This window comes from Chelativorans xinjiangensis (genome assembly GCF_009812055.1).
Taxonomy (GTDB): domain Bacteria; phylum Pseudomonadota; class Alphaproteobacteria; order Rhizobiales; family Rhizobiaceae; genus Chelativorans; species Chelativorans xinjiangense.
Window position 1 is genome coordinate 15,753 of the sequence record NZ_WQNH01000045.1, and the last position, 21,752, is coordinate 37,504.

The 21,752-nt window shown below is 65.4% G+C and carries 20 protein-coding genes; 9 read left to right on the forward strand and 11 right to left on the reverse strand.

Features of this window, described 5'->3' with window-relative positions:
• Positions 1-5 precede the first annotated feature (5 nt).
• Positions 6-2,402 carry an aldehyde dehydrogenase family protein gene (locus GM910_RS21465; protein WP_159591165.1) on the forward strand — a complete coding sequence of 799 codons (2,397 nt, stop codon included), beginning with the start codon at positions 6-8 and terminating at the stop codon, positions 2,400-2,402.
• A 6-nt stretch (positions 2,403-2,408) separates the two neighbouring features.
• Here the strand turns inward: GM910_RS21465 and GM910_RS21470 are convergent, their stop codons facing one another.
• Positions 2,409-2,651 carry a WGR domain-containing protein gene (locus tag GM910_RS21470; RefSeq protein WP_159591168.1) on the reverse strand — a complete coding sequence of 81 codons (243 nt, stop codon included), beginning with the start codon at positions 2,649-2,651 and terminating at the stop codon, positions 2,409-2,411.
• 84 nt (positions 2,652-2,735) lie between these two features.
• Positions 2,736-4,589: a feruloyl-CoA synthase gene (locus GM910_RS21475; protein ID WP_246226255.1), complete on the reverse strand. Its 1,854-nt coding sequence runs from the start codon at positions 4,587-4,589 to the stop codon at positions 2,736-2,738.
• A gap of 173 nt (positions 4,590-4,762) precedes the next feature.
• Between GM910_RS21475 and GM910_RS21480 the strand changes: the two genes are divergently transcribed.
• From GM910_RS21480 to GM910_RS21495, 4 genes are all read left to right on the forward strand, one after another.
• Positions 4,763-5,545, forward strand: a complete 783-nt coding sequence (locus GM910_RS21480; protein WP_201285573.1) for a crotonase/enoyl-CoA hydratase family protein — start codon at positions 4,763-4,765, stop codon at positions 5,543-5,545.
• A 112-nt stretch (positions 5,546-5,657) separates the two neighbouring features.
• Positions 5,658-6,716, forward strand: a complete 1,059-nt coding sequence (locus tag GM910_RS21485; RefSeq protein WP_159591177.1) for a TRAP transporter substrate-binding protein — start codon at positions 5,658-5,660, stop codon at positions 6,714-6,716.
• Between the two features lie 7 nt (positions 6,717-6,723).
• Positions 6,724-7,278, forward strand: coding sequence for a TRAP transporter small permease (locus tag GM910_RS21490; RefSeq protein WP_159591180.1), 555 nt, complete (start codon positions 6,724-6,726; stop codon positions 7,276-7,278).
• Entirely contained in the window at positions 7,275-8,597 is a 1,323-nt protein-coding gene (locus tag GM910_RS21495) for a TRAP transporter large permease (RefSeq protein WP_159591183.1), read from the forward strand. Before GM910_RS21490 ends, GM910_RS21495 begins: the two co-directional genes overlap by 4 nt.
• Here GM910_RS21495 and GM910_RS21500 read toward each other — a convergent pair.
• Genes GM910_RS21500 through GM910_RS21515 form a run of 4 tightly spaced genes read right to left on the reverse strand, consistent with a single transcriptional unit; the run spans position 8,587 to position 12,389 of the window.
• Entirely contained in the window at positions 8,587-9,546 is a 960-nt protein-coding gene (locus tag GM910_RS21500; protein WP_201285574.1) for a dihydrodipicolinate synthase family protein, read from the reverse strand. The two genes, GM910_RS21495 and GM910_RS21500, sit on opposite strands and share 11 nt — an antisense overlap.
• A gap of 45 nt (positions 9,547-9,591) precedes the next feature.
• Positions 9,592-10,884, reverse strand: coding sequence for a TRAP transporter large permease (locus tag GM910_RS21505; protein ID WP_159591189.1), 1,293 nt, complete (start codon positions 10,882-10,884; stop codon positions 9,592-9,594).
• Complete coding sequence (locus GM910_RS21510; protein ID WP_159591192.1) at positions 10,881-11,369, reverse strand: TRAP transporter small permease; 489 nt, start codon at positions 11,367-11,369, stop codon at positions 10,881-10,883. The genes GM910_RS21505 and GM910_RS21510 overlap by 4 nt, the downstream gene beginning before the upstream one ends.
• A gap of 21 nt (positions 11,370-11,390) precedes the next feature.
• Positions 11,391-12,389 carry a sialic acid TRAP transporter substrate-binding protein SiaP gene (locus GM910_RS21515; protein ID WP_159591195.1) on the reverse strand — a complete coding sequence of 333 codons (999 nt, stop codon included), beginning with the start codon at positions 12,387-12,389 and terminating at the stop codon, positions 11,391-11,393.
• 110 nt (positions 12,390-12,499) lie between these two features.
• On the opposite strand from GM910_RS21515, the gene GM910_RS21520 reads away from it, so the two are divergent.
• The 3 genes from GM910_RS21520 (at position 12,500) to GM910_RS21530 (ending at position 15,456) form a co-directional block, all read left to right on the forward strand.
• A complete protein-coding gene (locus GM910_RS21520) occupies positions 12,500-13,171 on the forward strand; it encodes a GntR family transcriptional regulator (RefSeq protein WP_159591198.1) in 672 nt (223 codons plus the stop codon).
• A 63-nt stretch (positions 13,172-13,234) separates the two neighbouring features.
• Entirely contained in the window at positions 13,235-14,683 is a 1,449-nt protein-coding gene (locus GM910_RS21525) for an NfeD family protein (protein ID WP_159591201.1), read from the forward strand.
• The gene (locus GM910_RS21530; protein WP_159591204.1) at positions 14,680-15,456 is read left to right on the forward strand and encodes a slipin family protein; all 777 of its coding nucleotides are present in this window, start codon (positions 14,680-14,682) and stop codon (positions 15,454-15,456) included. The genes GM910_RS21525 and GM910_RS21530 overlap by 4 nt, the downstream gene beginning before the upstream one ends.
• Before the next feature lie 37 nt (positions 15,457-15,493).
• Here the strand turns inward: GM910_RS21530 and GM910_RS21535 are convergent, their stop codons facing one another.
• Positions 15,494-16,219: an endonuclease/exonuclease/phosphatase family protein gene (locus GM910_RS21535; protein WP_159591207.1), complete on the reverse strand. Its 726-nt coding sequence runs from the start codon at positions 16,217-16,219 to the stop codon at positions 15,494-15,496.
• A 140-nt stretch (positions 16,220-16,359) separates the two neighbouring features.
• On the reverse strand, positions 16,360-17,847 hold the full coding sequence (locus GM910_RS21540; RefSeq protein ID WP_246226256.1) for a phospholipase D-like domain-containing protein: 1,488 nt from the start codon (positions 17,845-17,847) through the stop codon (positions 16,360-16,362).
• 256 nt (positions 17,848-18,103) lie between these two features.
• Between GM910_RS21540 and GM910_RS21545 the strand changes: the two genes are divergently transcribed.
• Positions 18,104-19,285: a M24 family metallopeptidase gene (locus GM910_RS21545; RefSeq protein ID WP_159591213.1), complete on the forward strand. Its 1,182-nt coding sequence runs from the start codon at positions 18,104-18,106 to the stop codon at positions 19,283-19,285.
• 105 nt (positions 19,286-19,390) lie between these two features.
• On the opposite strand, the gene GM910_RS21550 is transcribed toward GM910_RS21545, so the two are convergent.
• From GM910_RS21550 to GM910_RS21560, 3 genes are all read right to left on the reverse strand, one after another.
• Positions 19,391-19,723, reverse strand: a complete 333-nt coding sequence (locus GM910_RS21550; protein WP_159591216.1) for a c-type cytochrome — start codon at positions 19,721-19,723, stop codon at positions 19,391-19,393.
• A gap of 202 nt (positions 19,724-19,925) precedes the next feature.
• Positions 19,926-21,176, reverse strand: coding sequence for a PQQ-dependent sugar dehydrogenase (locus GM910_RS21555; protein ID WP_159591219.1), 1,251 nt, complete (start codon positions 21,174-21,176; stop codon positions 19,926-19,928).
• A 158-nt stretch (positions 21,177-21,334) separates the two neighbouring features.
• Positions 21,335-21,751, reverse strand: a complete 417-nt coding sequence (locus tag GM910_RS21560) for a cupin domain-containing protein (protein ID WP_159591222.1) — start codon at positions 21,749-21,751, stop codon at positions 21,335-21,337.
• Position 21,752: the final 1 nt, after the last annotated feature.

Sequence of the window (21,752 nt, forward strand, 5' to 3'; positions counted from 1 at the left end):
CACTCATGGAACAGATCAGGGACATCATGCGCACCATGGAATACGGGCCGGCCCCGGAGGCGGGCGAGGAGGTCGCCGCGTGGCTGAAGGCGCGGGCTGCCGGCATCGGCCATTTTATCGGCGGCAAGTTCGTCGCCCCGGGCAAGGAGCGCTTCGCGACCGTGAACCCGGCCACCGAGGCCGAGCTTGCCCGCGTGGCGCAGGGCAGCGAGGCGGAGGTCGACGCGGCGGTGAAGGCGGCGCGCGGGGCCTTCGGCAAATGGTCGAAGCTGCCGGGCCACGAGCGGGCGCGCTATCTCTACGCCATCGCCCGGCATATCCAGAAGCGCGAGCGCTTCTTCGCCGTGCTCGAATCGATGGACAACGGCAAGCCGATCCGTGAGACGCGCGATATCGACATTCCGCTGGTCGCCCGCCACTTCTACCACCATGCCGGCTGGGCGGAGATGGTGGAGAGCGAGTTCGAGGGCTTCTCGCCGGTCGGCGTCTGCGGGCAGATCATCCCGTGGAACTTCCCCCTCCTGATGCTCGCCTGGAAGATCGCGCCGGCGCTTGCAGCGGGCAACACGGTGGTCCTGAAGCCGGCCGAGCAGACACCGCTGACGGCGGCCGCCTTTGCCGAGATCTGCGAGGAGGTCGGCCTGCCGGCGGGTGTCGTCAACATCGTCTATGGCGACGGGCGCACGGGGGCTGCGATCACGGCGCACGAGGATATCGACAAGATCGCCTTCACCGGCTCGACGGAGGTCGGGCGCATCATCCGCGAGGCGCTGGCCGGTTCGGGCAAGAAGCTGTCGCTGGAGCTCGGCGGCAAGTCGCCCTTCATCGTCTTCGAGGACGCCGATCTCGACGGCGCGGTGGAAGGTGTGGTGGACGCCATCTGGTTCAACCAGGGCGAGGTGTGCTGCGCGGGCTCGCGCATCCTCGTGCAGGAGGGCGTTGCCGAGCGCTTCTATGACAAGCTGCGCCGGCGCATGGAGACGCTGCGCGTCGGCGACCCGCTGGACAAAGGGATCGACGTCGGCGCTGTCGTCTCGGCCGAGCAGCTGCAGCGGGTCTCGACGCTGGTGAAGCAGGGTGAGGAAGAGGGCGGCCGGCTCTGGCGAGCGCCGGGAGCGCTGCCGGAGAAGGGCTATTTCTTCTCGCCGTCCTTCTTCACGGAGGTGGACCCCGCCTCGACCGTGTGCGGGGTGGAGATCTTCGGGCCGGTCGCCGTCGCCATGACGTTCCGCACCCCGGCGGAAGCCGTGGAACTCGCCAACAACACGCGCTACGGCCTTGCCGCCTCCGTCTGGTCGGAGAACATCAACCTGGCGCTTGATGCCGCGGCCAAGGTGAAGGCCGGTGTCGTGTGGGTGAACTGCACCAACATGCTCGACGCGGGCTCCGGCTTTGGTGGCTACCGGGAGAGCGGCTTCGGCCGCGAAGGCGCGCGCGAGGGGCTATACGAATATCTGGTGAGCGATGTCGAGAAAGCGCTGAAGCCGGCCAAGGAGCAGGCCGTCTTCACGCCACGCGGCGCGCGGGAAGAGGAGCGCCGCTTCGCCGGCCTCGGCCATATCGACCGTACGGCGAAGAACTATGTGGGCGGGAAGCAGGCGCGGCCTGACGGCGGCTACTCTTACGACGTCATCGGCAAGGGCGGCGCCGTCATCGGCCAGGCGCCGCTCGGCAACCGCAAGGACATCCGCAACGCAGTGGAGGCGGCAGCGAAGGCTGGAGGCTGGGGCGGCGTGACGGCGCACAACCGAGCGCAGGTGCTCTACTACGTCGGCGAGAACCTGGACGCGCGGCGCGAGGAGTTCGAGGCACTTCTTGCCGAAAGCACGGGCCAGAGCGCCAAGGCCGCTTCCGCCGAGTTCGACGTCGCCCTGCGGCGCATCTTCTATTACGCCGCGCAGGCCGACAAATATGACGGCGCCGTGCATGCCACCAAGTCGCGGCATGTGACGCTGGCCATGAACGAGCCCTGGGGCGTGATGGGGATCGTGGCGCCGGAGGAGGCGCCGCTTGCCGCCTTCGTGTCGCTCGTGCTGCCGGCGATCGCCATGGGAAACCGGGTCGTGGCGGTGCCTTCGACGCGCCATCCGCTTCTGGCCGCCAATCTCTACCAGGTGTTCGATACCTCCGACGTGCCGGGCGGTGTGGTGAACATCGTCTCGGGCGAGAAGGACGCGCTGGCGAAGACGCTGGCCGAGCACGACGAGGTGGCGGCCATGTGGTATTTCGGCGGCAGGGAAGGCAGCGCCATGGTCGAGCGCGCCTCCTGCGGCAACCTCAAGGCCACCTGGGTGAACGACGGCAAGGCGCGGGACTGGCTGGATGATCGCCAGGCGCGGGGACGGGAGTTTCTGCGCCGGGCGACGCAGGTCAAGAACATCTGGGTGCCTTACGGGGAGTGAGGCGGTTCAGGAAGGCCGATAGCCTTTCCTGAGCTTTTCCGCCAGGAACTGCGCCTGCGCCCGCCTCGCAGCCTGCTCGTCGTCGTGGAGGTCCAGCCGTTGCCGGCCCCACGTGCCGATGCGCCCCCAGTTGCGCCGGAGGGCGATCACGCCGAACAGCGTCGGCTCGACCGATAGCAGGTAAAAGCGCGCCATGTTGCGGGCGGGGTCGATGCGCGTGAGGAGGAGAGGTTCGTCGGCGGTTTCCATGCCGCCATCTTTCCCGCCGCCTCCGCACGGGTCCAATGACTAATTTGAATCGGTCGATCCCAAGCGATTCATGGGGCTTATGGATCAGACGCACACCACCAGCACCCGCTCGTCCGGCGGCTCGGCGTACAGGGCCTCCACATCCGCCGCCCGGTGCTCCAGCACGGCGCGCTGGTTGATCGAGCCCTTGTCGGTGACCTCGCCGGCGTCGATGGAGGGAGGGGTGTCGAGCAGGATCGCGCGCATGACGCGGGTGGAGGAGCCGCCGGGGAGTTTGGCAAGGCTGTCGAGATGGGCCTGCATGGCGCTGCGCACGGCTGGATGGCGCACGATCTCGGCGAGAGCGGCGTCGGCGGAAAGATCGCCGGCGAGCCGACGGCATTCCTGCGGGTCGACGATGATCAATGCCGTCAGATAGTCGCGGTTGATAGCGGCGAGCACGACGTCGCGGATGAGAGGGGCGGCGTGGGCGATCATGCGGGCGCGCAGGGGACCGACGCTGACCCACGTGCCGCTTGCCAGCTTGAAGTCCTCCGAGATGCGGCCGTCGAAGATAAAGCCTTCCTCCGGACGGTCCTCGTCGACGAATTTCAGGGCATCGCCGAAGCGGTAGAAACCTTCCTCGTCGAAAGCATTCGCCGTCTTGTCCGCCTCGCGCCAGTAGCCGGGCGTAACGTTCGGCCCCTTCACCCGCGCCTCCAGTTTGCCGTCGACGGGGAAAAGCTTCAGCCGGTTGCCGGGCACGGGAACGCCGACGCGCCCGGAAGCGGCGGTGTGCGGCGTGCAGCTGAGCGAGAACGGCGCGGTCTCGGTGGCGCCGAGGCCGGTGAGGATGGGAATGCGGGCGCCGATCGAGGCGACGGCAAGCGCGTCGAGCGCGCTCCAGACATGCGGCGAGAGCCCCGCCCCGGCGAAGAAGAGCGCCTGGACGCGTGAGAAGAAGTGGTCGCGCAGCCCCTTGTCTTCCTTCAGGAACGGCACCAGCGCCTCGTAGCCCTTGGGCACGTTGAAATAGATCGACGGCGCGATCTCGCGCAGGTTTCTCACCGTGGCGGCGATGCCCGCAGGCGTCGGCAGCCCGTCGTCGATATAGAGAGAGCCGCCATTGTAGAGCACGAGGCCGATATTGTGGTTGCCGCCGAAGGTGTGGTTCCAGGGCAGCCAGTCGATGATGGTGGGGCCGTCCTTCAGGAAGGTGAGCGCGTAGCGCAGCATTTCCTGGTTGGCCGTCAGCATGCGTTGGGTGGTGATGACGGCCTTGGGGCCACCGGTCGAGCCGGAGGTCATGAGGAACTTGGCGATGGTATCCGGGCCGACTTTCGCGCGGGCGCGATCGAGGGCGGCGTCGGGCTCGGCATTGTAAAGTGTGTAGAGTGGGATCGCCTCGCGGCCTTCCGGGGCGCCGCGGGTGAACACAGTCGGCGCGGCGGGCGGCCAGACGGCATCGAGCGCCTTTGAGAAAGCCGCGCCATCGGCCACGAACACGAGGCCGGGGGTGATGAGCTTGAAGATGTGCTTCAGCTTGCCGTGGTCGGTGGAGACCAGCGAATAGGCGGGCGAGACGGGGGCGTGCGGTACGCCGATATGCATGGCGGCGAGCGCGATGAGCGCATGGTCGATGCCGTTGCCCGACAGGATCGCCAGCGGCCGCTCTTCGGAAAGCCCGAAGGGCAGAAGAGCCGCACCAAGGCGGCGGACCGCCTCGAGTGCCTCGCGATAGGTGATCCTGCGCCAGCCTTCGCCCTGACGCTCGGCCATGAAGACCTTGTCCGGCTTCTCCAAAGCCCATCTCTCAAGACAATCGCACATGGAGGGGGCATAGTCGGGAAGAGTATTCACCGGCGCCACGAAGATGGCGCCGTCGTCGCGGCGCTCCAGCATGATGTCGAGATTGCCGAACGGGACATCCCGGAACGAACTTGAAACCTGTGCGCTCATGCCACCACTCCTCCCAAGCGGATAATGCATCTCCGCCCCTCGTCTGCCCACATCTTTTCCCGTTCCGCAACGCTCTTCCGACGACGGCATTCCTGGGGCAAGACCATCGATATATTGTTATTGTGTATAACAAAATTCTGCGCTATCATTCAAGCCATTGCATGAGGCCGTCGATGAACGAGAATCCCGCCTTTGACGACGTGCTGTCTGTCCGCGTGAAAGACGGCATCGCCCACCTTACGCTGACGCGGCCCGGAAAACAGAACGCGCTCAACGACTTGGTGATCGACGCGCTCGACCGCTTCTTTTCCAAGCCGGGCGAGGATGCGCGCGTGGTGGTGCTTGCGGGCGCGGGAAATCACTTTTCGGCCGGCCTCGACCTCGGCGAGCACGTGGAGCGGAGCGCGGCCGAGACCATGCATCACTCGCGCAACTGGCACCGGGTGATGGACCTGATACAGTTCGGCGGGCTGCCGGTGGTCTCCGCGCTTCATGGCGGGGTGATCGGCGGCGGGCTGGAATTGGCGGCGGCCACCCATGTGCGGGTGGCCGAGCCTTCGGCGTTCTTCCAGTTGCCCGAGGGGCGGCGCGGCATCTTCGTGGGCGGAGGGGCCTCGGTACGCATCGGCCGCATCCTCGGCCCGGACCGGCTGACGGAGATGATGCTGACGGGCCGCAAATACGCAGCCGACGAGGCGCTTTCCCTCGGCCTCGTGCACTATCGCGTGGGCGAAGGGGAGGCGCTTGCCAAAGCCGAGGAGCTGGCGCGCCAGATCGCCGGCAATGCGCAGCTCTCCAACCATCTCATCATCCAGAGTCTGGCGCGCATCGATGACATGTCGCGGACGGACGGGCTGTTTGCCGAAAGCCTCGCCGCAGCACTTTCGGTCTCCAGCGAGGACGCGCGGGAGGGACTGACGGCTTTTCTCGAAAAGCGCTCGCCGCGGTTCCGCTAGGGAGGTGAAGCAAAAAAGGAGCTTGCTGCGAGGAAACGGGAATGGACTGCATCTGACCCCGCGTGGAGGAGGCGAAGACCCCAGTACGCGGGCTCGAACCAGGGAGGAAACCATGACTGACAAGAGACATTCCATCACACGCCGCCGCACGCTCGGCCTTATCGGCGGCGCGCTGGCCGCACCCGCCTATATCCGCGACCTGCACGCGGCCGAGGTGACCATGCGCCTGTCGCACATGCTGCCGCCGGTCTCGCCCATGCATGCCCAGGTGCTGGAGCCCTGGGCCAAGGAGATCGGCGAGAAGAGCGAGGGGCGCATCGACGTGCAGATCTTCCCGGCCATGCAGCTCGGCGGCAAGCCGCCGCAGCTTGCCGACCAGGTGCGCGACGGCATCGCCGACATCGCCTGGACGCTGGTGGTCTACACGCCTGGCCGCTTTCCCCTGTCGGAGACCGGCAGCCTGCCCTTCATGGTGACGACGGCGGAGAACACCTCCGTCGCGCTGCACAAGTTCATGGAGGAGATGGGCATGGACGAATACAAGGGCGTCAAGCCGCTCGCCTTCCACGCCCATGCGCCGGGGAAATTCCACATGCGCGAGAAAGCCATCGAGAAGGCGGCGGACATGAAAGGCCTGAAGATCCGCGCCCCCAACGAGACCTTCGGCAAGGCGCTGGAGATCCTCGGCGCCGAGCCGGTCTTCTTTCCCGTCACGGAAATGGCCGTGGGGCTTGCCAACGGTGTCATCGACGGCACGCTCCTGCCCTACGAGGTGGTGCCGGTCTTCAAGCTGCAGGAGCTGACGAGTGTGCACTGTGCGGCGGCGCCGGTCGGCCGCGGGTTCTATTCGAACACCTTCAACGTGCTGATGAACAGCCAGGTCTACGAAGGTCTGCCGGATGACTTGCGGGCAGTCGTGGACGAGCATTCGGGTGTCGAGTTCGCGCGCCGGATCGGTGCCAATTTCGATACCTTCGAGGAGGTGGGCCGCAAGCTTTGCGAGGAGCAGGGCAACACCTTCGTGGAGGTGCCGGGCGAGGAGGTGGAAAGCTGGCGCGAGATGGTGCAGCCGGTGGTCGACGACTGGATCACCACGCTCAACGACAAGGGCATCGACGGCGCCCATGCGGTCGAGCGCCTCAACGCCCTGATCGACGCCGAGAGCGCGTGACGCGCGCATGGAGCGGCCTGGCAAGGATGATGGCCCGGCAGGACAGCGCGGCGTTCTTGCCGCGTTGAACCGGCTTATCGACTTTCTCTGCTGGGCCGCGGCGACGCTTGCCGGCGTGGTGGTGCTGGGCGTTTCGCTCGCCGTGGTGTGGTCGGTGGCGGGAAGCGCGCTGGGCTTCGGCGGGATTCGCGGCGAGTTCGAGCTGGTGGAATATGGCTGCGGCGTTTCCGCCTTCCTGTTCCTGCCGCTCGCCCAGCTCCGGCGCGCCCACATCATCGTCGATCTCTTCTCGAACTGGCTGCCGGAGCGCGGGCGATATGGGCTGGAAGGCCTGTGGGAGATCGTCTTCGCCGCCGCCTGGCTGGTGATCGCCTGGCGCTTCACCGACGGCATGGCCGGCGCACTCGATTATGACGACCGCTCCATGCTTTTGAAGATACCGCTGTGGGCGATGTATGTGCCGGCGCTGTTTGGCGCGGTGCTTTCCGCCATCGTTGCCGTACGCCACGGCGTCACGCTCCTTCGCGGCAAGGCGGTCGGGCATGCGGCGGTGGCCCAATGAGCCCCATCGAGGTCTTCACCGCCATGGTGGTGGTGCTGCTGGCGCTGATCGTGCTGCGTGCGCCCATCGCGCTCGCCATGGGGCTTGTGGGGGCGGCGGGCTACATCCTGCAGGCCGGCTGGCCGCCGCTTTCGGCCTATCTGAAGACGGCGATGGTCGACAAGTTCGTCTCCTACGACCTTGCGGTCGTGCCGCTCTTCATCCTCATGGGGCAGATCGCCATGCGCACGGGCATGAGCCGGGCGATCTTCTCCGCCTCCAATGCATGGCTGGGGCACCACCGCGGCGGGTTGGCCATGGCGTCGGTGGCGGGCTGCGCGGCCTTCGGCTCGATCTGCGGCTCGTCCATCGCCACCGCCTCCACCATGGCGCAGGTGGCGCTGCCCGAGATGCGCCGTCACGGCTATTCGGGCGCGCTCAGCGCGGGGTCGCTGGCTGCCGGCGGCACGCTCGGCATCCTCATCCCGCCGTCGATCGTGCTCATCATCTATGCGCTTTTGACGGAGCAGAACATCGTCAAGCTGTTCCTCGCCGCCACCGTGCCGGGGTTGATGGCGGTGGTGGGGTTCGTGTTGGCGATCGCCGTCTATGTCCGCGTCTTCCCTGGAGAGGCGGCGGCGAGCGAGCGGATGCCGTATGCCGCCCGTTTCCGCTCGCTGCTCGATGTCTGGCATGTAGTGCTGGTCTTCGTCGGCGTGCTCGGCGGCATCTATGCCGGCTTCTTCACGCCTGCCCAGGGGGCGGCCGTCGGGGTCGTCATGGTGGCGGCGGTAGGGTTTCTCCTGCGCACCCTGACGGCCAGGAACCTGTTCGACTGCATCATCGAAACGGCGGCCACCTCGGCCATGATCTTCGCCATTATCTTCGGCGCCGACCTCTTCAACGTGGCGCTGGCGCTGACACGCATCCCCACGCTTGCCGCCGGCTGGCTGCAGGCAGCGGAGATTTCGCCCATGCTGGTGCTGATCGTGCTGATCGGCTTCTATCTGGTGATGGGCTGCATCATGGACAGTCTGTCGATGATCCTGCTCACCGTCCCGGTGCTCTTCCCTGCCTTCATGGGGCTCGATTTCGGCATGACCGAACTGCACCAGGCCATGTGGTTCGGCATCATCACGCTGATCGTGGTGGAACTCGGCATGATCACACCGCCGGTGGGGCTCAACCTGTTCGTCATCTCCGCCCTGGCGCCGGAGATAAAGACACATGAGGTCTTTCGCGGTGCCGTGCCCTTCATCCTGGCGGAGTTCCTGCGCATCGCCCTCGTTGTCATGGTGCCGGCCACGACCTACTGGCTGGTCGATCTCGTCATGCCGTGAGGCGCTCTCCGCCTTCGCGCGATAACGCCCGGATGCGCGCGCGGAACCCCTCCGTCCCCTGGATGACCGCATCGACAATCGCGTCGAGCGCCCAGAAACGCTGGCGGACGTCGTAGTCGATCACGCGGCAGCGGGCGCTTTTCATCGTTCCAAGGCGCTGATGGTAGAGCTTGGCGATAGCGGGGTAGCCGTAGGCCTCCGAAAGGGCGGCGAGGGTGAGATGAGCGGCGAGTTCGCCGGCGAGTTCCGGCCACCTGGCGCCGTGGTCGGCGAGCCAGCGATAGAGGTCGGGGTGATAGTTGTTGGCGATGCCGCAGAAGCCCGGTGCGCCGGCCTGCAGTGCCGGCCAGGCGATGGCCGCGTTGGCGTTGACCACCGCGAGCGGCGACCCCTTCGCCAGCGCCAGCCGGCGCTTGAGCACGTCGAGGTCGCAAGAGACGTCCTTGAGGACGGCAAAGCGCCCGCTGTCGCAGCAGAACGTGAACTCGTCGTCGCTCAGGAGGCGGCGATGGGGCGAGGGGCACTCGTAGAGCCCCAACGGCAGGTCGGCGGGGAGTGCCGCGAAGAGGGCCTCGAGGTTGGAACGGAAGGTCTCCGCGCCCGCCTGCGCCGGGTCGAGGCGGTTGGTGACGAGCACCAGCCCGTCGATGCCGGTGTCGGCCATGGTGACAAGCTCGGCCTTTTGCGTTTCCGGGTCGTCCGCCACATGACCGGAGGCGACGACCGGCAGCCGCCCGCCCGCCGCCTTGGCCGTGAAGCGCGCCAGCGCGACGCGCTCTTCGATGCTCAGGCTTGCCATCTCGCTGGACTGGCAGACCGCGAATAGCGCCGACGAGCCGTTGGCGATGTACCACTCTATCAGGGCTTCGAGATCCTCCCAGTCTATGCGCCCCTCATCGTCGAACGGGGTCAGCATGACGGGGATGATTCCATCGATGGGGGCGATCATGGTTGGACTTCTCATGGCAGGCGGGAGGGGCCTTGGGGTTGAGGTTCAGCGGTATCCGAAAAGCTCGGGCAGGAACAAAACGGTCTGCGGGAACAGGATCATGACCAGGAGGGCCGCGAGGAGGACGCCCATGAAGGGCCAGATCTCGCGGATGATGTCCTTGAGCGGAATGTCCGTTACGGCGTTGATGACGAACAGCAGCACGCCGTAGGGCGGTGTGATGAGCCCGACCATGATGTTGATGACGATGACGACGCCGAAATGCACCGGATCGATGCCCAGCGTCGTCACGGTAGGCAGGAACAGGGGAACGACGACGAGCAGGAGCGTCGTGGCGTCGAACAGGCAGCCGAGCGCCAGGAACAGAAGATTGACGGCGATGAGGAAGAGGACCGGCGGGACGTCCAGGCCGGCAAGGCTCTCGGCGACGATGCCCGGGATATTCTCGCTCGCCACCAGATAGTTGAACACCAGGGCGGCGGCGATGATCATGCCGATGGCGGCGGTGGAGCGGGCGCTGCCCAGAACCAACTCGTGGAACTGCCGCCAGCTCATGGCGCGGTAGACGAGGGCGGCGAGCACCAGCGCGTAGGCGGCGGCCACCGCCGCGGCCTCGGTCGGCGTCGTCACGCCGCCATAGATCCCCGTCAAAAGGATGACCGGCAGCATGAGTGCCGGAAAGGCCCGGAAGGTGATCGCGGGCAGCGCCTTGAGGGGCACCACCTCATCGGTGTGGAAGTTGCGGCGCCGCGCTGTCCAGGCGTTGAAGACCATCAGCGTGGCGCCGATGATCAGCCCGGGAACGATGCCGCCGAGGAACAGGTAACCGATCGAGCTGCCCGAGATCAGCGCGTAGAGCACCATGGGGATCGACGGCGGGATGATGGGGCCGATAACCGCCGAGGCGGCCGTGAGTGCGGCGGCGTAGCCGGCCGGATAGCGGCCATCCTTGCGCATCATGTCGATGATGATCCGGCCGATGCCGGCGGCATCGGCGATGGCCGAGCCCGACATGCCCGAGAAGATCAGGCTCGCCACCACGTTGACTTGCGCCAGCCCGCCGCGGAAGCGCCCCACCAGGGCGACGCAGAACGTCAGGAGTCGATCCGTCACCGTACCGGCGTTCATGAAGTTGGCGGCGAGGATGAACAGCGGGACGGCCAGAAGCACAAAGGAGCCGAACAGCCCGTTCAGGCTTTGCTCGGCGATAAGGCCGACATCCTGGCCGCTCATGAACAGATAGGCGATGGCCGCCGCGAACATGGCGAAGGCGATCGGCAGGCCGCCGCCGGACAGGATGAAAAAGCCGGCGACGGCAAGGAGAAACGGTGTGCTCATGGGTTTTCCGCCGCGCGCTCGTTTACCGCTATGCCGTCCCGCAGGGTGCGGTAAAGCGCAAGGACCGACCGGATGACGACCGCGACGGCAAACACCGCGAAGATCGAGAAGACGTAGTCGAAGCGGATGCGGGTGATCGGCGTGGAGTCGATCTTCATGAAGGCGATGTAGTCGACGATGGCCGGCAATGCGCTGGCGAAGGCGACCGCCAGCACGGCGTGGCCGATCAGGCTCAGGACCCAGCGCGGGCGGGGGGCGAGCGCATCGGACAGGATGGAGAAAGTGATGTGCTCGCGCTCCTCCAGAAGAAAGGCGGAGGTCCAGAACACTGCCCAGATATAGAGGATGACGCAGGCCTCCGACGTCCAGCCGAGCGGATGGTTGACGACATAGCGCATGAAGACCTGCAAGAGGAACGAGGCAAACATGGCCGTGAGCAAGCCCACGGCCACGATCTCAGCGAATTTGCGCCATTTGCCGATCATCGACTGGACGTGTCCTGTGCGCTACTCGACGGCGTTGACGCGGTCGACGATGCCTTCAGGCCAGTCGGCGGCGAACTCGGATTCCAGGTACATCTTCTGCACCCGCTCGCGGAAGGCTTCGCGGTCGGGCTCGTAGACCTTGAGGCCTTCACTCTCGAAGAAGGACACCAGTTCCGCCTCGTCGGCGATGCGGTTCTCGTCGTTATAGGCGGTGGCCTTCTCGGCGGCGGCGGTGACCGCTTCCTTCTGACTGTCGGACAGCGCGTCCCAGGTCTCGCCCGACATGGACAGGAAGATCGCGTCCACCAGATGCGAGGTCAGCACGATCTGCTTGGTGACCTCGTAGAACTTCGCCGCCTTGTTGGTGGGCAGCGGGTTGTCCTGACCGTCGACGACACCGGTCTGCAGCGCCGTGTAAACCTCACCGAAGGCGATCGCCACCGGCGAGGCGCCGAGGGCCGTTCCCAGGAACTGCCAGGCATCCGATCCCGGCATGCGCAGCTTCACGCCGGCCAGGTCCTCGGGTGTGCGGATCTCGTCGTCGGTGCGGAGGTTTAGCTGGCGGGTCCCGAGATAGCCGACGTCAAGGATGTGGATGCCCATCTCATCCTCGACCATGCCGTAGAACTCGGCGCCGACGTCGCCGCGGAACACCTTCTTCTGATGCTCCGGGTCGCGGATGAGGTAGCCGGCGGTGAAGACCGACCAGGCGGGGATCTGCTTGGCGATGTCCTGGGCGGAGATCATCGCCATGTCGAGATTGCCGCGCTGCATGGCGGCCGGCTCCGTGCCCTGCTTGAAGAGCGTGGCATTGAGATGGATCTCGACGTCGAACTCGCCCGGCGCCGCGCTTTCAAGCTCGTCCTTGAACACGGTCAGCATCTTGGCGTGCCAGTCGGATTCCACCGCCGGCGTCGAGATCCTCAGCTTGACGGCGTCCGCCGCCGCAAGGGCCGGCATTGCCGTGGAAAGGGCCAGCGCACCCATGGCGGCTAGCATAAGACGTCTGGTCAAATGCATTCTTCACTCCTCCCTGATCGCAGTTAAGTTCGGATTCCCATTTGCCGGGAACGATGCTATTAGAATGCAAACGCAGAGTAACATGTCAATGACATTTCACGAGTGGCGGAATGCTGAAGTCTGAAAATGGCCTGAAGACGCTTCGTGCGGAGGCCTACGGCCGCATTGTCGATCTCCTCAATACCCAGGAGGTGCATCCGGGCCAGGTGGTGACCCAGCGCGAGCTTGTCGAGCGCACGAACACCTCGCTTGCCGCCGTGCGCGAGGCTATCCCGCGTCTCGAGGCGGAGGGCCTGATCGTCACGCTGCGCCAGCGCGGGCTCATGTTTCCGAATGTCGACGTGGCCTTCATACGCAACGCCTATCAGTTGCGCGTCATTCTGGAGCTCGAGGCGATCGCCAATGTGCCGCGCAACATCCAGCCTTCCACCATCGAGGATTGGGAGCGGGAGCACCGGGACATCCTGCGGCGCCTGCAGGAGGATGCTACGGAAGAGCTGGCGCGGAAGGCGCAGGCCCTGGACTGGGGGATGCACGAGCAGCTCATCCGCTCGCTGGGCAACGATCTGATTGCCGAAGTCTATCGCGTCAACGCCATCAAGGTGCGCATGGCGGCGCAAAAGCGCCTTCTGGTCACGCCCTTGAACGCCATCCGCGTCATGAACGAGCATCTCGCAATCCTCGAGGCGCTGCGCCGTCAAAAGGGGGAGGGGGCTGCGGCGGCGATGCGCAAGCACATCGGCAACTCGATGCAGCTCGCGCTCGGAGGGGAGATCGACTGAGGGCAGGCGGCCCGCTTTGCCCTCTCCTGTCCGTCCCGAGTTTGTGGCCTATATGCATTTCGCATGACGGTTCAACGGCAGATTGCACGGCCTGCAGGCGGTTTGCGCCGCCCGGTGCGGCTGCTTGCCTCGCTGCTTCTCGTTCTGGCCGGTCTTTTCGGCCTCGCGCTCCCGCTGTCCCCGCAGGAGGGCGGGACGGCGCTGATGCTGCGGCTGGAGGGCGCGGTCAGTCCGGCAACGGCGGACTTTGTGCAGCGCGGGCTCGAAGAGGCGGCGGAACGCAACGCGGCGCTGGTGATCCTGCAGATGGATACGCCCGGCGGCCTCGACACCTCCATGCGCGACATCATCCGCGCCATCCTGGCCTCGCCCGTGCCGGTGGCGAGTTTCGTGGCGCCGAGCGGCGCACGGGCGGCGAGCGCCGGCACCTATATCCTTTATGCCAGCCACCTGGCTGCCATGGCGCCGGGTACCAACCTGGGCGCGGCAACACCGATCGCCATCGGTGGCGGCGGTTTTCCCTTCGGCGGCGACGAGGGGACGGATGAGCAGAAGGAGAACGAGGAGGGCGGCGAGAACGCACCGGCCCCACGCAACGCGGCGGAGGCCAAGGCGGTCAACGATGCCGTGGCCTATATCCGCGGCTTGGCGGAGCTGCGTGGCCGCAACGTCGAGTGGGCCGAGAAGGCCGTGCGCGAGGCGGCGAGCCTGTCCTCTTCCGCAGCGTTGCGTGAGGGTGTCATCGATCTTATGGCCGCAAACCTCGGTGAGCTGCTCGCCAAGGCGGACGGGCGCACAGTGCGTCTCGGCGAAGAAGATACCACGCTGAAGACAGCCGGGCTTGCCGTGGAGGAGCTGGAGCCCAACTGGCGCACGCAGCTGCTCTCCGTCATCACCGATCCCAACGTCGCACTCATCCTCATGATGATCGGCATCTACGGGCTCGTCTTCGAGTTCCTCAATCCCGGCGCATTGCTGCCGGGCACCATAGGCGCCGTCAGCCTGCTTACCGGCCTTTATGCGCTGGCGGTGTTGCCGGTCAGCTATGCCGGAGCCGCGCTGATGGTGCTGGGGATGGCGCTGATCGTGGCCGAGGCGTTTGCGCCGTCCTTCGGCATTCTCGGCCTCGGCGGCACCGTGTCGCTGGTGCTGGGCGCCACCATCCTGTTCGACACGGAGGTACCCGGCTTCGGGCTCTCCTGGGAGGTGGTGGGTGCCGTGGCGGCGGCGAGCCTGGGCATGACGCTTCTTATCGTCCGGCTTGCCTGGAGTTCGCGTCAGCGCACCGTGGTTACCGGCGAGCAAGGGATGATCGGTGCCGTCGGACAGGTGCGGAACTGGAACGGAAGCGAGGGTTACGTGCTTGTCCATGGCGAGCGCTGGAAAGCGGTCTCCCCCGCGCCGCTTCAGGTCGGCGCGGTGGTGCGCGTCACTGACATAAAGGGGCTCACCCTGAAAGTCGTCGCCATGGACGGGCAGGCGCCCGCGAGCGCGAGAGGAGAAGAACCATGAACCTGTTCGGCGGTTTCACCTTCTATGCCGTCCTGATCGTCATCCTGCTGTTCATCCTTGCCTCGGCGATCAAAATCCTCAGGGAATATATGCGTGGCGTGGTCTTCACCCTTGGCCGCTTCACGGCGGTGAAGGGGCCGGGGCTGATCCTGATCGTCCCCTTCGTGCAGCAGATGGTGCGGGTCGACCTGCGCACGCTCGTGCTCGACGTACCGAGCCAGGATGTCATCTCCCACGACAATGTTTCAGTGCGCGTCAACGCGGTGATCTATTTCCGCGTCGTCGATCCCGAAAAAGCGACGATCCAGGTCGAGGACTTCATGATGGCGACCAGCCAGCTCGCCCAGACGACGCTGCGCTCGGTGCTTGGCAAGCACGATCTGGACGAGATGCTGGCCGAGCGCGACAAGCTCAACAACGACATCCAGGAAATCCTCGACGAACAGACCGACGCCTGGGGCATCAAGGTCGCCAATGTCGAGATCAAGCATGTCGACATCAACGAATCCATGATCCGCGCCATCGCCCGCCAGGCCGAGGCCGAGCGCGAGCGACGCGCCAAGATCATCAACGCCGAGGGCGAGCAGCAGGCGGCCCAGAAGCTGCTCGAGGCGGCGCAAATCCTGTCCCGGCAGCCCGAGGCCATGCAGCTCCGCTATTTGGCATCGCTCAATGTGGTGGCGGGCGAGAAGAACTCCACCATCGTCTTCCCCTTCCCGATGGAGCTCGCCAGTCTCATACCCGGCATGACCAAAGAGAAGCCGGCTGAATGACGGGTTTGGACAAGTCGGCGGTCGACGTCCATTCCCACTACTCCTCCATCGTAAGGTCGGCCACCACCGGCAGGTGGTCCGATGCGTTGCGTGCGGCGGGGTCGGTCCAGCTTTTGAGCAGCATCCCGGTCGGCCGGCAATAGACGCGGTCGAGGGCGAGGAGGGGATAGAACGCGGGGTAAGTCTTCATGTGGCTATGCCCTGGGAACAGGCGGTTGAGCGTCTTCTGCACCGAACCGCGCCATATCCAGTCGTTGAAGTCGCCGAGCATGACCGTACGGTTGGGCCCGCTCTGGCAAATCCGGGCGAGAAATCGCGCCTGATGGCGCCGTTCCGCAAAGCTCAGCCCCAGATGCACGGCGGCAAGATGGAGCGGGCCGCGGGGTGTGCTGACGAACGTCTCGATGACGGCGCGCGGCTCGCGCCGACGATAGGAGATGTCGTGGCACTGCGTCTTTGATATCGGCCAGCGGCTGATGACGGCATGGCCGTAGTCGCCGTCCGGCGCGGTGATCAGCCGGGTTTCGCTGGAATTGCCGCCCAGAGCCGCGGCGAGAAAGGCGAAGGCGTCCGACGTTTCCGTCAGCGGCTTGCGAGAGTCGATCTCTTGCAGGGCGACGATATCCGGTGCATGCCGCCGCACGAGCGCCACCACGCGCTGCAGGTCGCGGCGGCGGTCGGAGCCGAGGCCGCCATGGATGTTCCAGGTCATCACCCGCACGGTGGCCGGGTCAACACCGGCGGCCCTTTCCGCGTCTGCCATGTCAGAGGTATCGGGTTTCATATGAGGCCAATTTGGCTACCCTGGTCACCAATGCGCCGGGCGGGTGTCGTGGAAAGCGTGGTCCTTCTCCTGCTGCTCCCCGCGAAGCTGATCGGCGCCGGGCTCGTGTTCCGCTTCGCCTATTTTCTCCTGCCACCCGTGCGCGGCACCATTTTGCTGGTCTCCTCGACGCTCGTCCCGTCGCGCTCGGCCGGGACGTCGTGAGCCGGTCCGCGGCCGAGAAGCTCGCGCAGCCTTTCGACGAGGCGGAAGGGACGCTCGGGATCGAGGAGGCGCGTGCCTGGAAAGGAGCCGGTCGGTCCACGATAGACTGTCAGCGGCCGCAGTCCGCGGCTGTTGTGGTTGAGGCTCTCGATGGCCCGGCTGAGACTGCCTTCACGGCGGACCGCCGCGCGCACAAGCGCCGGATCGACACCGAGGTGTTCGGCCATCAGCCTCTCACGGCAGCCGGCGATGGCGGCGCGGGTCTCCGGCTGGTCGGCCTCGATCACCACGTCGCATTCGGTGTCGAGACCGACGGAACGGTTGTTGAGGTTGGACGAGCCGACGCGCATCACCCTGTCGTCGACGATCATCAGCTTGGCATGGACCAGAACGCGGTGGTCGCCGGTGAGGCCGGGCACGACAGGATAGTGAACATGCAGGCGATTGTGACGGTCGGCGCGCTTGAGGGCCCGCAGCAGCCGCTCGCGGTTTGCCCCCATGATGAAGCGCTCGATCACGCCATTGGCCGTACGCGAGCAGATCACCACGATGTCAGGTCCGCGCGGCCGCGATAGGCTTTCCCCGAGGATGCCGCGCAGGCGCCTTGCGGTGAAGTATTGGGCTTCGATGTAGACGGTGTGCCTTGCCGCCCGCAGCATGTCCTCGATCAACTGGGCGGACTCCTCCACCGGGCGGCGTCCGCCGAGGCGCGGCGCTGTGCGGGCCACGGCCATGGGCACATCGGTGAAGTTGGCCTGAAGCCCCTCCGGCCACCGCTCGACCGGGGGTCCAAGGGGTCTTCCCTCGCCGACTGCGTCCCGCCAGCGTTCGCGCACGACCTGTGCCACGACACGCGCGACCGGGCCGTCAGCCACCATCTGCAAGTCGTGCACCGGATCGTAGGGCGTGCCGTCGGGGGAGCGGCGCAGCGGATGATCGGCCTCGTGGTGGGGCGTGTCCCACCGCTCGATGGTCAGGTCCATTCCGCCGACGAAGGCAATGGAATCGTCGATCAGCACGATTTTCTGGTGATGCGCGGCATGGGGCGGGTGATGGGTGTCCAGGCGCAGATGGATGCGCGGATGTTTCTGCCACTCCTCGCCCAGCACCAGGGGCAGCGTTGCGCCTGGTGCATGCACGGCCGCCAGGCTCCAGACGAGGACGGAGACCTCCAGTTCCGGACGCTCCTCCACCAGCGCGCGCAGAAGGCGGCCAAGCGCCAGCGCGTCCGGCCCGTCCTGCGGACGCAGGCGGATGCGCGCATCGAAATCCCAGGCGATGATATAGATCGATCGCGTCGCCATACGCAGCGCTTTGTCGAGCTCCGCGAAATAGGCTTCGGCGTCGACCAAAAGGGCAGCACGCCGCGCCGTGGCGACCGCGCAGCAATTGCGGCCCGGCACCAGCAGCTTTCGTCGCCTCCGATGTGATCCTGCTGCGCCTTTCACCTCTATCTCACCTTGCATGCGCGGATCCCTTTCGGCCCGATTGTCTGCGTGATCTGCCTGCTCAACGCGCGGACGCGGCATTAGGTTCGCTGCAGCGAAGTTTCCCGCGGCCAGAACCGTTGGGTGCTCTGGACCTCGTCCGATCGAAATGACAAACTGGTCGGACCAGATGCGCCCGCCCGTCAGGCGCATGATTGAGAGGAGGAGCGTTATGCAGGCGGAAAGCGGCTTGGCCCTGGAAGTCCCGTTCGACACGGAGCGGCTCGACCGGCTGATGGAGGGGGCGGGCATCGACGTGCTCCTGACAACGTCGAAGCACAACACGCAGTACTTGCTGGGCGGCTACAAGTTCATCTTCTTTGCCGCGATGGATGCCATCGGCCATAGCCGCTATCTCCCCATCGTCATCTATGAGAAGGGACGGCCGGAGCGGGCGGCCTACATCGCCAACCGCATGGAGGGCGGCGAGCACCAGAACAAGCCGTTCTGGACGCCAGCATTTCACCCCGCCGCCTGGGGTACCCTGGATGCCGCCGAAGTGGCGGTGGAGCATATCGGGAAGATCGGCGGGGCGGGCCGGCGCATCGGCATCGAGCCGGCCTTTTTGCCGGTGGACGCCTACCGGCTGTTGAACGCCCGGCTGGAGGGCGCCTCTTTCGTCGATGCCACGGGCGCGCTGGAACGCATGCGCGCGATTAAGACGCCCGTTGAACTGGAAAAACTGCGTCTGGCGTCGGAGCTGATCACGGATTCGATGCTGGCGGCGATCGGCTGGGCGCGCGAGGGCACCACGAAGGCCGAGATCATCGAGCGGCTGCGCCGGGAAGAGACGGAACGCGGCCTGACCTTCGAATATTGCCTGCTGACGCTGGGCGCCAGCCACAACCGCGCCGCCTCACCGCAAGCCTGGAGGCGGGGCGAGGTGCTGTCGATCGATTCCGGCGGCAACTACCATGGCTATGTCGGCGACCTTTGCCGCATGGGCGTTCTCGGCGAGCCGGATGCGGAGCTTCAGGATTTGCTGGCGGAGGTGGAAGCCGTGCAGCAGGCGGCTTTCTCCAAGGTGAGGGCTGGTACGCTGGGCGGCGATATGATCGCCCGCGCGCAAGAGACCCTGAAGTCCTCGCCCGGCGCCGCCTTCACGGATTTCTTCGCTCACGGCATGGGGCTGATCACCCACGAGGTGCCGTTTCTGATGACCAACCACCCCGTTACCTACGAAGGCGTCGATGCCGCGCGCCCGCTGGAGGCGGGCATGGTGCTCTCGGTGGAGACGACCATGCTCCATCCCACCCGCGGCTTCATCAAGCTCGAAGACACGCTGGCGGTGACGGCCGACGGCTATGAGATGTTCGGCAACCGTGGCAGGGGATGGAACAGGGGCGGGGGGTGACGCTCTAGACCAGTTCATCGTTTCATGGAATCGATGAACTGGTCTAACTCCTTGTTTGTCGCAGTTCCGGACGGAAAACCGGTTTCCACTTTTCCTGGAATTGCTCTATTCCGGCATCTCGACCGTGATATTGATCGACGAATACCAGGCTGCGACGTTCGCGATATCGTCGTCCGTGAGGTCCTTCGCCACCACGTCCATCATCTCGTTCGTCCGCTTGCCTGAGCGGAAAGCCTTCAACTGCGTCTGCAGATAGATCTCGCTTTCGCCCGCCAGATGAGGCGCGACGGGGATTTGTGCGATCCCGTCGAGCCCGTGGCACGTGCGGCATTGGGCGCTTGCGATCTGCCGGCCCGCCTGCATATCGCCGGCAGCGGCCACGCCCGTTAGTGCCGCGAGGCCAAATGCAGTGAAAAGCAGTTTGATGATCGATGCCATTTCAGTGCCCAATAGAAGGCGCCCGCCGCTTGGCGGCAGGCGACGCTTGAATGGATGCCCCCGTACGGGAAACGCAAGAGGCCGCTCGACCAGTTCATCGTTTCATGGAATCGACGAACTGGTCTAACTCTTTGTTTTGTCGCAATTCCGGACGGAAAACCGGTTTCCACTTTTCCTGGAATTGCTCTCGTGCCCACCCTTCCTATTCGTACGAGATGCGGTAGAGCGCCCCCACCAGATCGTCGGAGACGATGATGGAGCCGTCGCGCAACTGCGCCACATCCACCGGACGGCCAAGATATTCGCCGTTCTCGTCCAGCCAGCCTTCCGCGAAGACCTCGGTCTCTCCGGCGGTGCCGTCCTCGTTGACGGCAGTGAACATCACACGCGCGCCAATGGGTGTGGTGCGGTTCCACGAGCCGTGCTGGGCGGAAAAGATGCCGCCACGATATTTGGCGGGGAACTGCTGCCCGGTATAGAAGGTCATGCCGAGATCGGCCGCATGGGCGTCCATTTCCACTGCCGGCATGATGACGTCATCCGGCGGTTCCTCGCCCTTATATTCCTCCGTGCGCACCGAGCCGCCGCCATACCAGGGAAAGCCGAAGTTCTGGCCGGCCTCCGTCTGGCGGTTGATCTCGCCGGGCGGGATGTCGTCGCCCATCCCATCCACCTGGTTATCGGTAAACCAAAGTTCGCCATTGGCCGGATTGAAGTCGTGACCGACCGAATTGCGCACGCCATAGGTATAGACTTCTCGGCCTGTCCCATCCTGATTGATGCGGATGATGCCGCCGATGCCATACTGCCTGTAGAGTTCCAGCTTCTCCGGCGGCGGAACGTTGAAGGGCTGGCCAAGGGAAATGTAGAGCTTGCCGTCGGGCCCGACGCGGCAGACGCGAGCGGTGTGGTTGTAGCTTTCCTCCTCGACAGGGATCAGCTCGCCCTGTTTCACCACCTCGCTGGCGGCAACGTCGGGGCTCTCGTAGAAGAATTCGGCGGCCGGATAGACTATCACGCGGTTCTGCTCGACGATGTAGAGCATGCCGTCCGGCGAGAAGCACGGTCCGTTTGGTATAGCCATGGCCAACGGCGGCGCGAAGTCCTTGACTTCATCGGCAACGCGATCCTTGTCGCGGTCGGTCACGGCCCAGACTTTTGTCTTGCGGGTGCCGACGAATGTGACGACGCCTTGCGGCCCGACCGCCATGTGCCGGGCATCGGGCACGATTGCATAAAGGCTGATCTGGAAGCCGTCAGGCAGTTTGATCTTCTCGAGCGTGCGACTGATGGCCTCGGCTTTTGCCCCGCCTTGCTCGATTTCGGTGAACTCGGTGGTGCCGGTGGTCTTGAAAGAGCTCAGCCGCTCGAGATTGTCCGATTGCTGCTGTCCATAAGCCAGCGCCGTCGTGCCGATCAACATGGCCAGCGAAGCCGCAATTGTCCTCGTCATTGCTTCCTCCCAGAGCTTGCGTGCGGATGACGCAGTCCAATGTCGACCGAAACCCGGGAAATGACAATCGTCGTCATGCCACGAATGGCCGCACAGGCGGCTGCCTGTCCATTCCGCATCGGTCTTGAGCCACGCTCGCCCGGCGGGGAGTTTCGTTCCTATCCCTTTGCCGGCACAAGCCGGAAGTCGGGCAGTTCCCGCAGCGCCTGCTCGGGTCCGGCCGGGGCGTAGACCACGAAGAGCCGCATCGGGCCGTCGCCCGTGTTGAGCGTCGAGTGGTAGCGGCTTTCGGGTACGTAGACCGTGCAGCCGGGGCGCACCTCGCGTACGACCGGGTTGCCTTCCTCGTCCTCGACCATCTGCTCGCCGGTGCCGGCGATCACGAAGATGATCTCCTCCGCGCCGGGGTGGTTGTGGCGGGCGTGGCCCTGGCCTTTCTCGAGATCGACCACGCCGCCGGAAAAGCGCCCAGCGCCGTTTACTTCCGGCCCCACCGTCAGGGCCAGGCGGCCCCAATCGAAGGCGAAGGTGTCGACCTCCTCCGGATAGACGAAGATCCTTTCCATGCCGCTCATC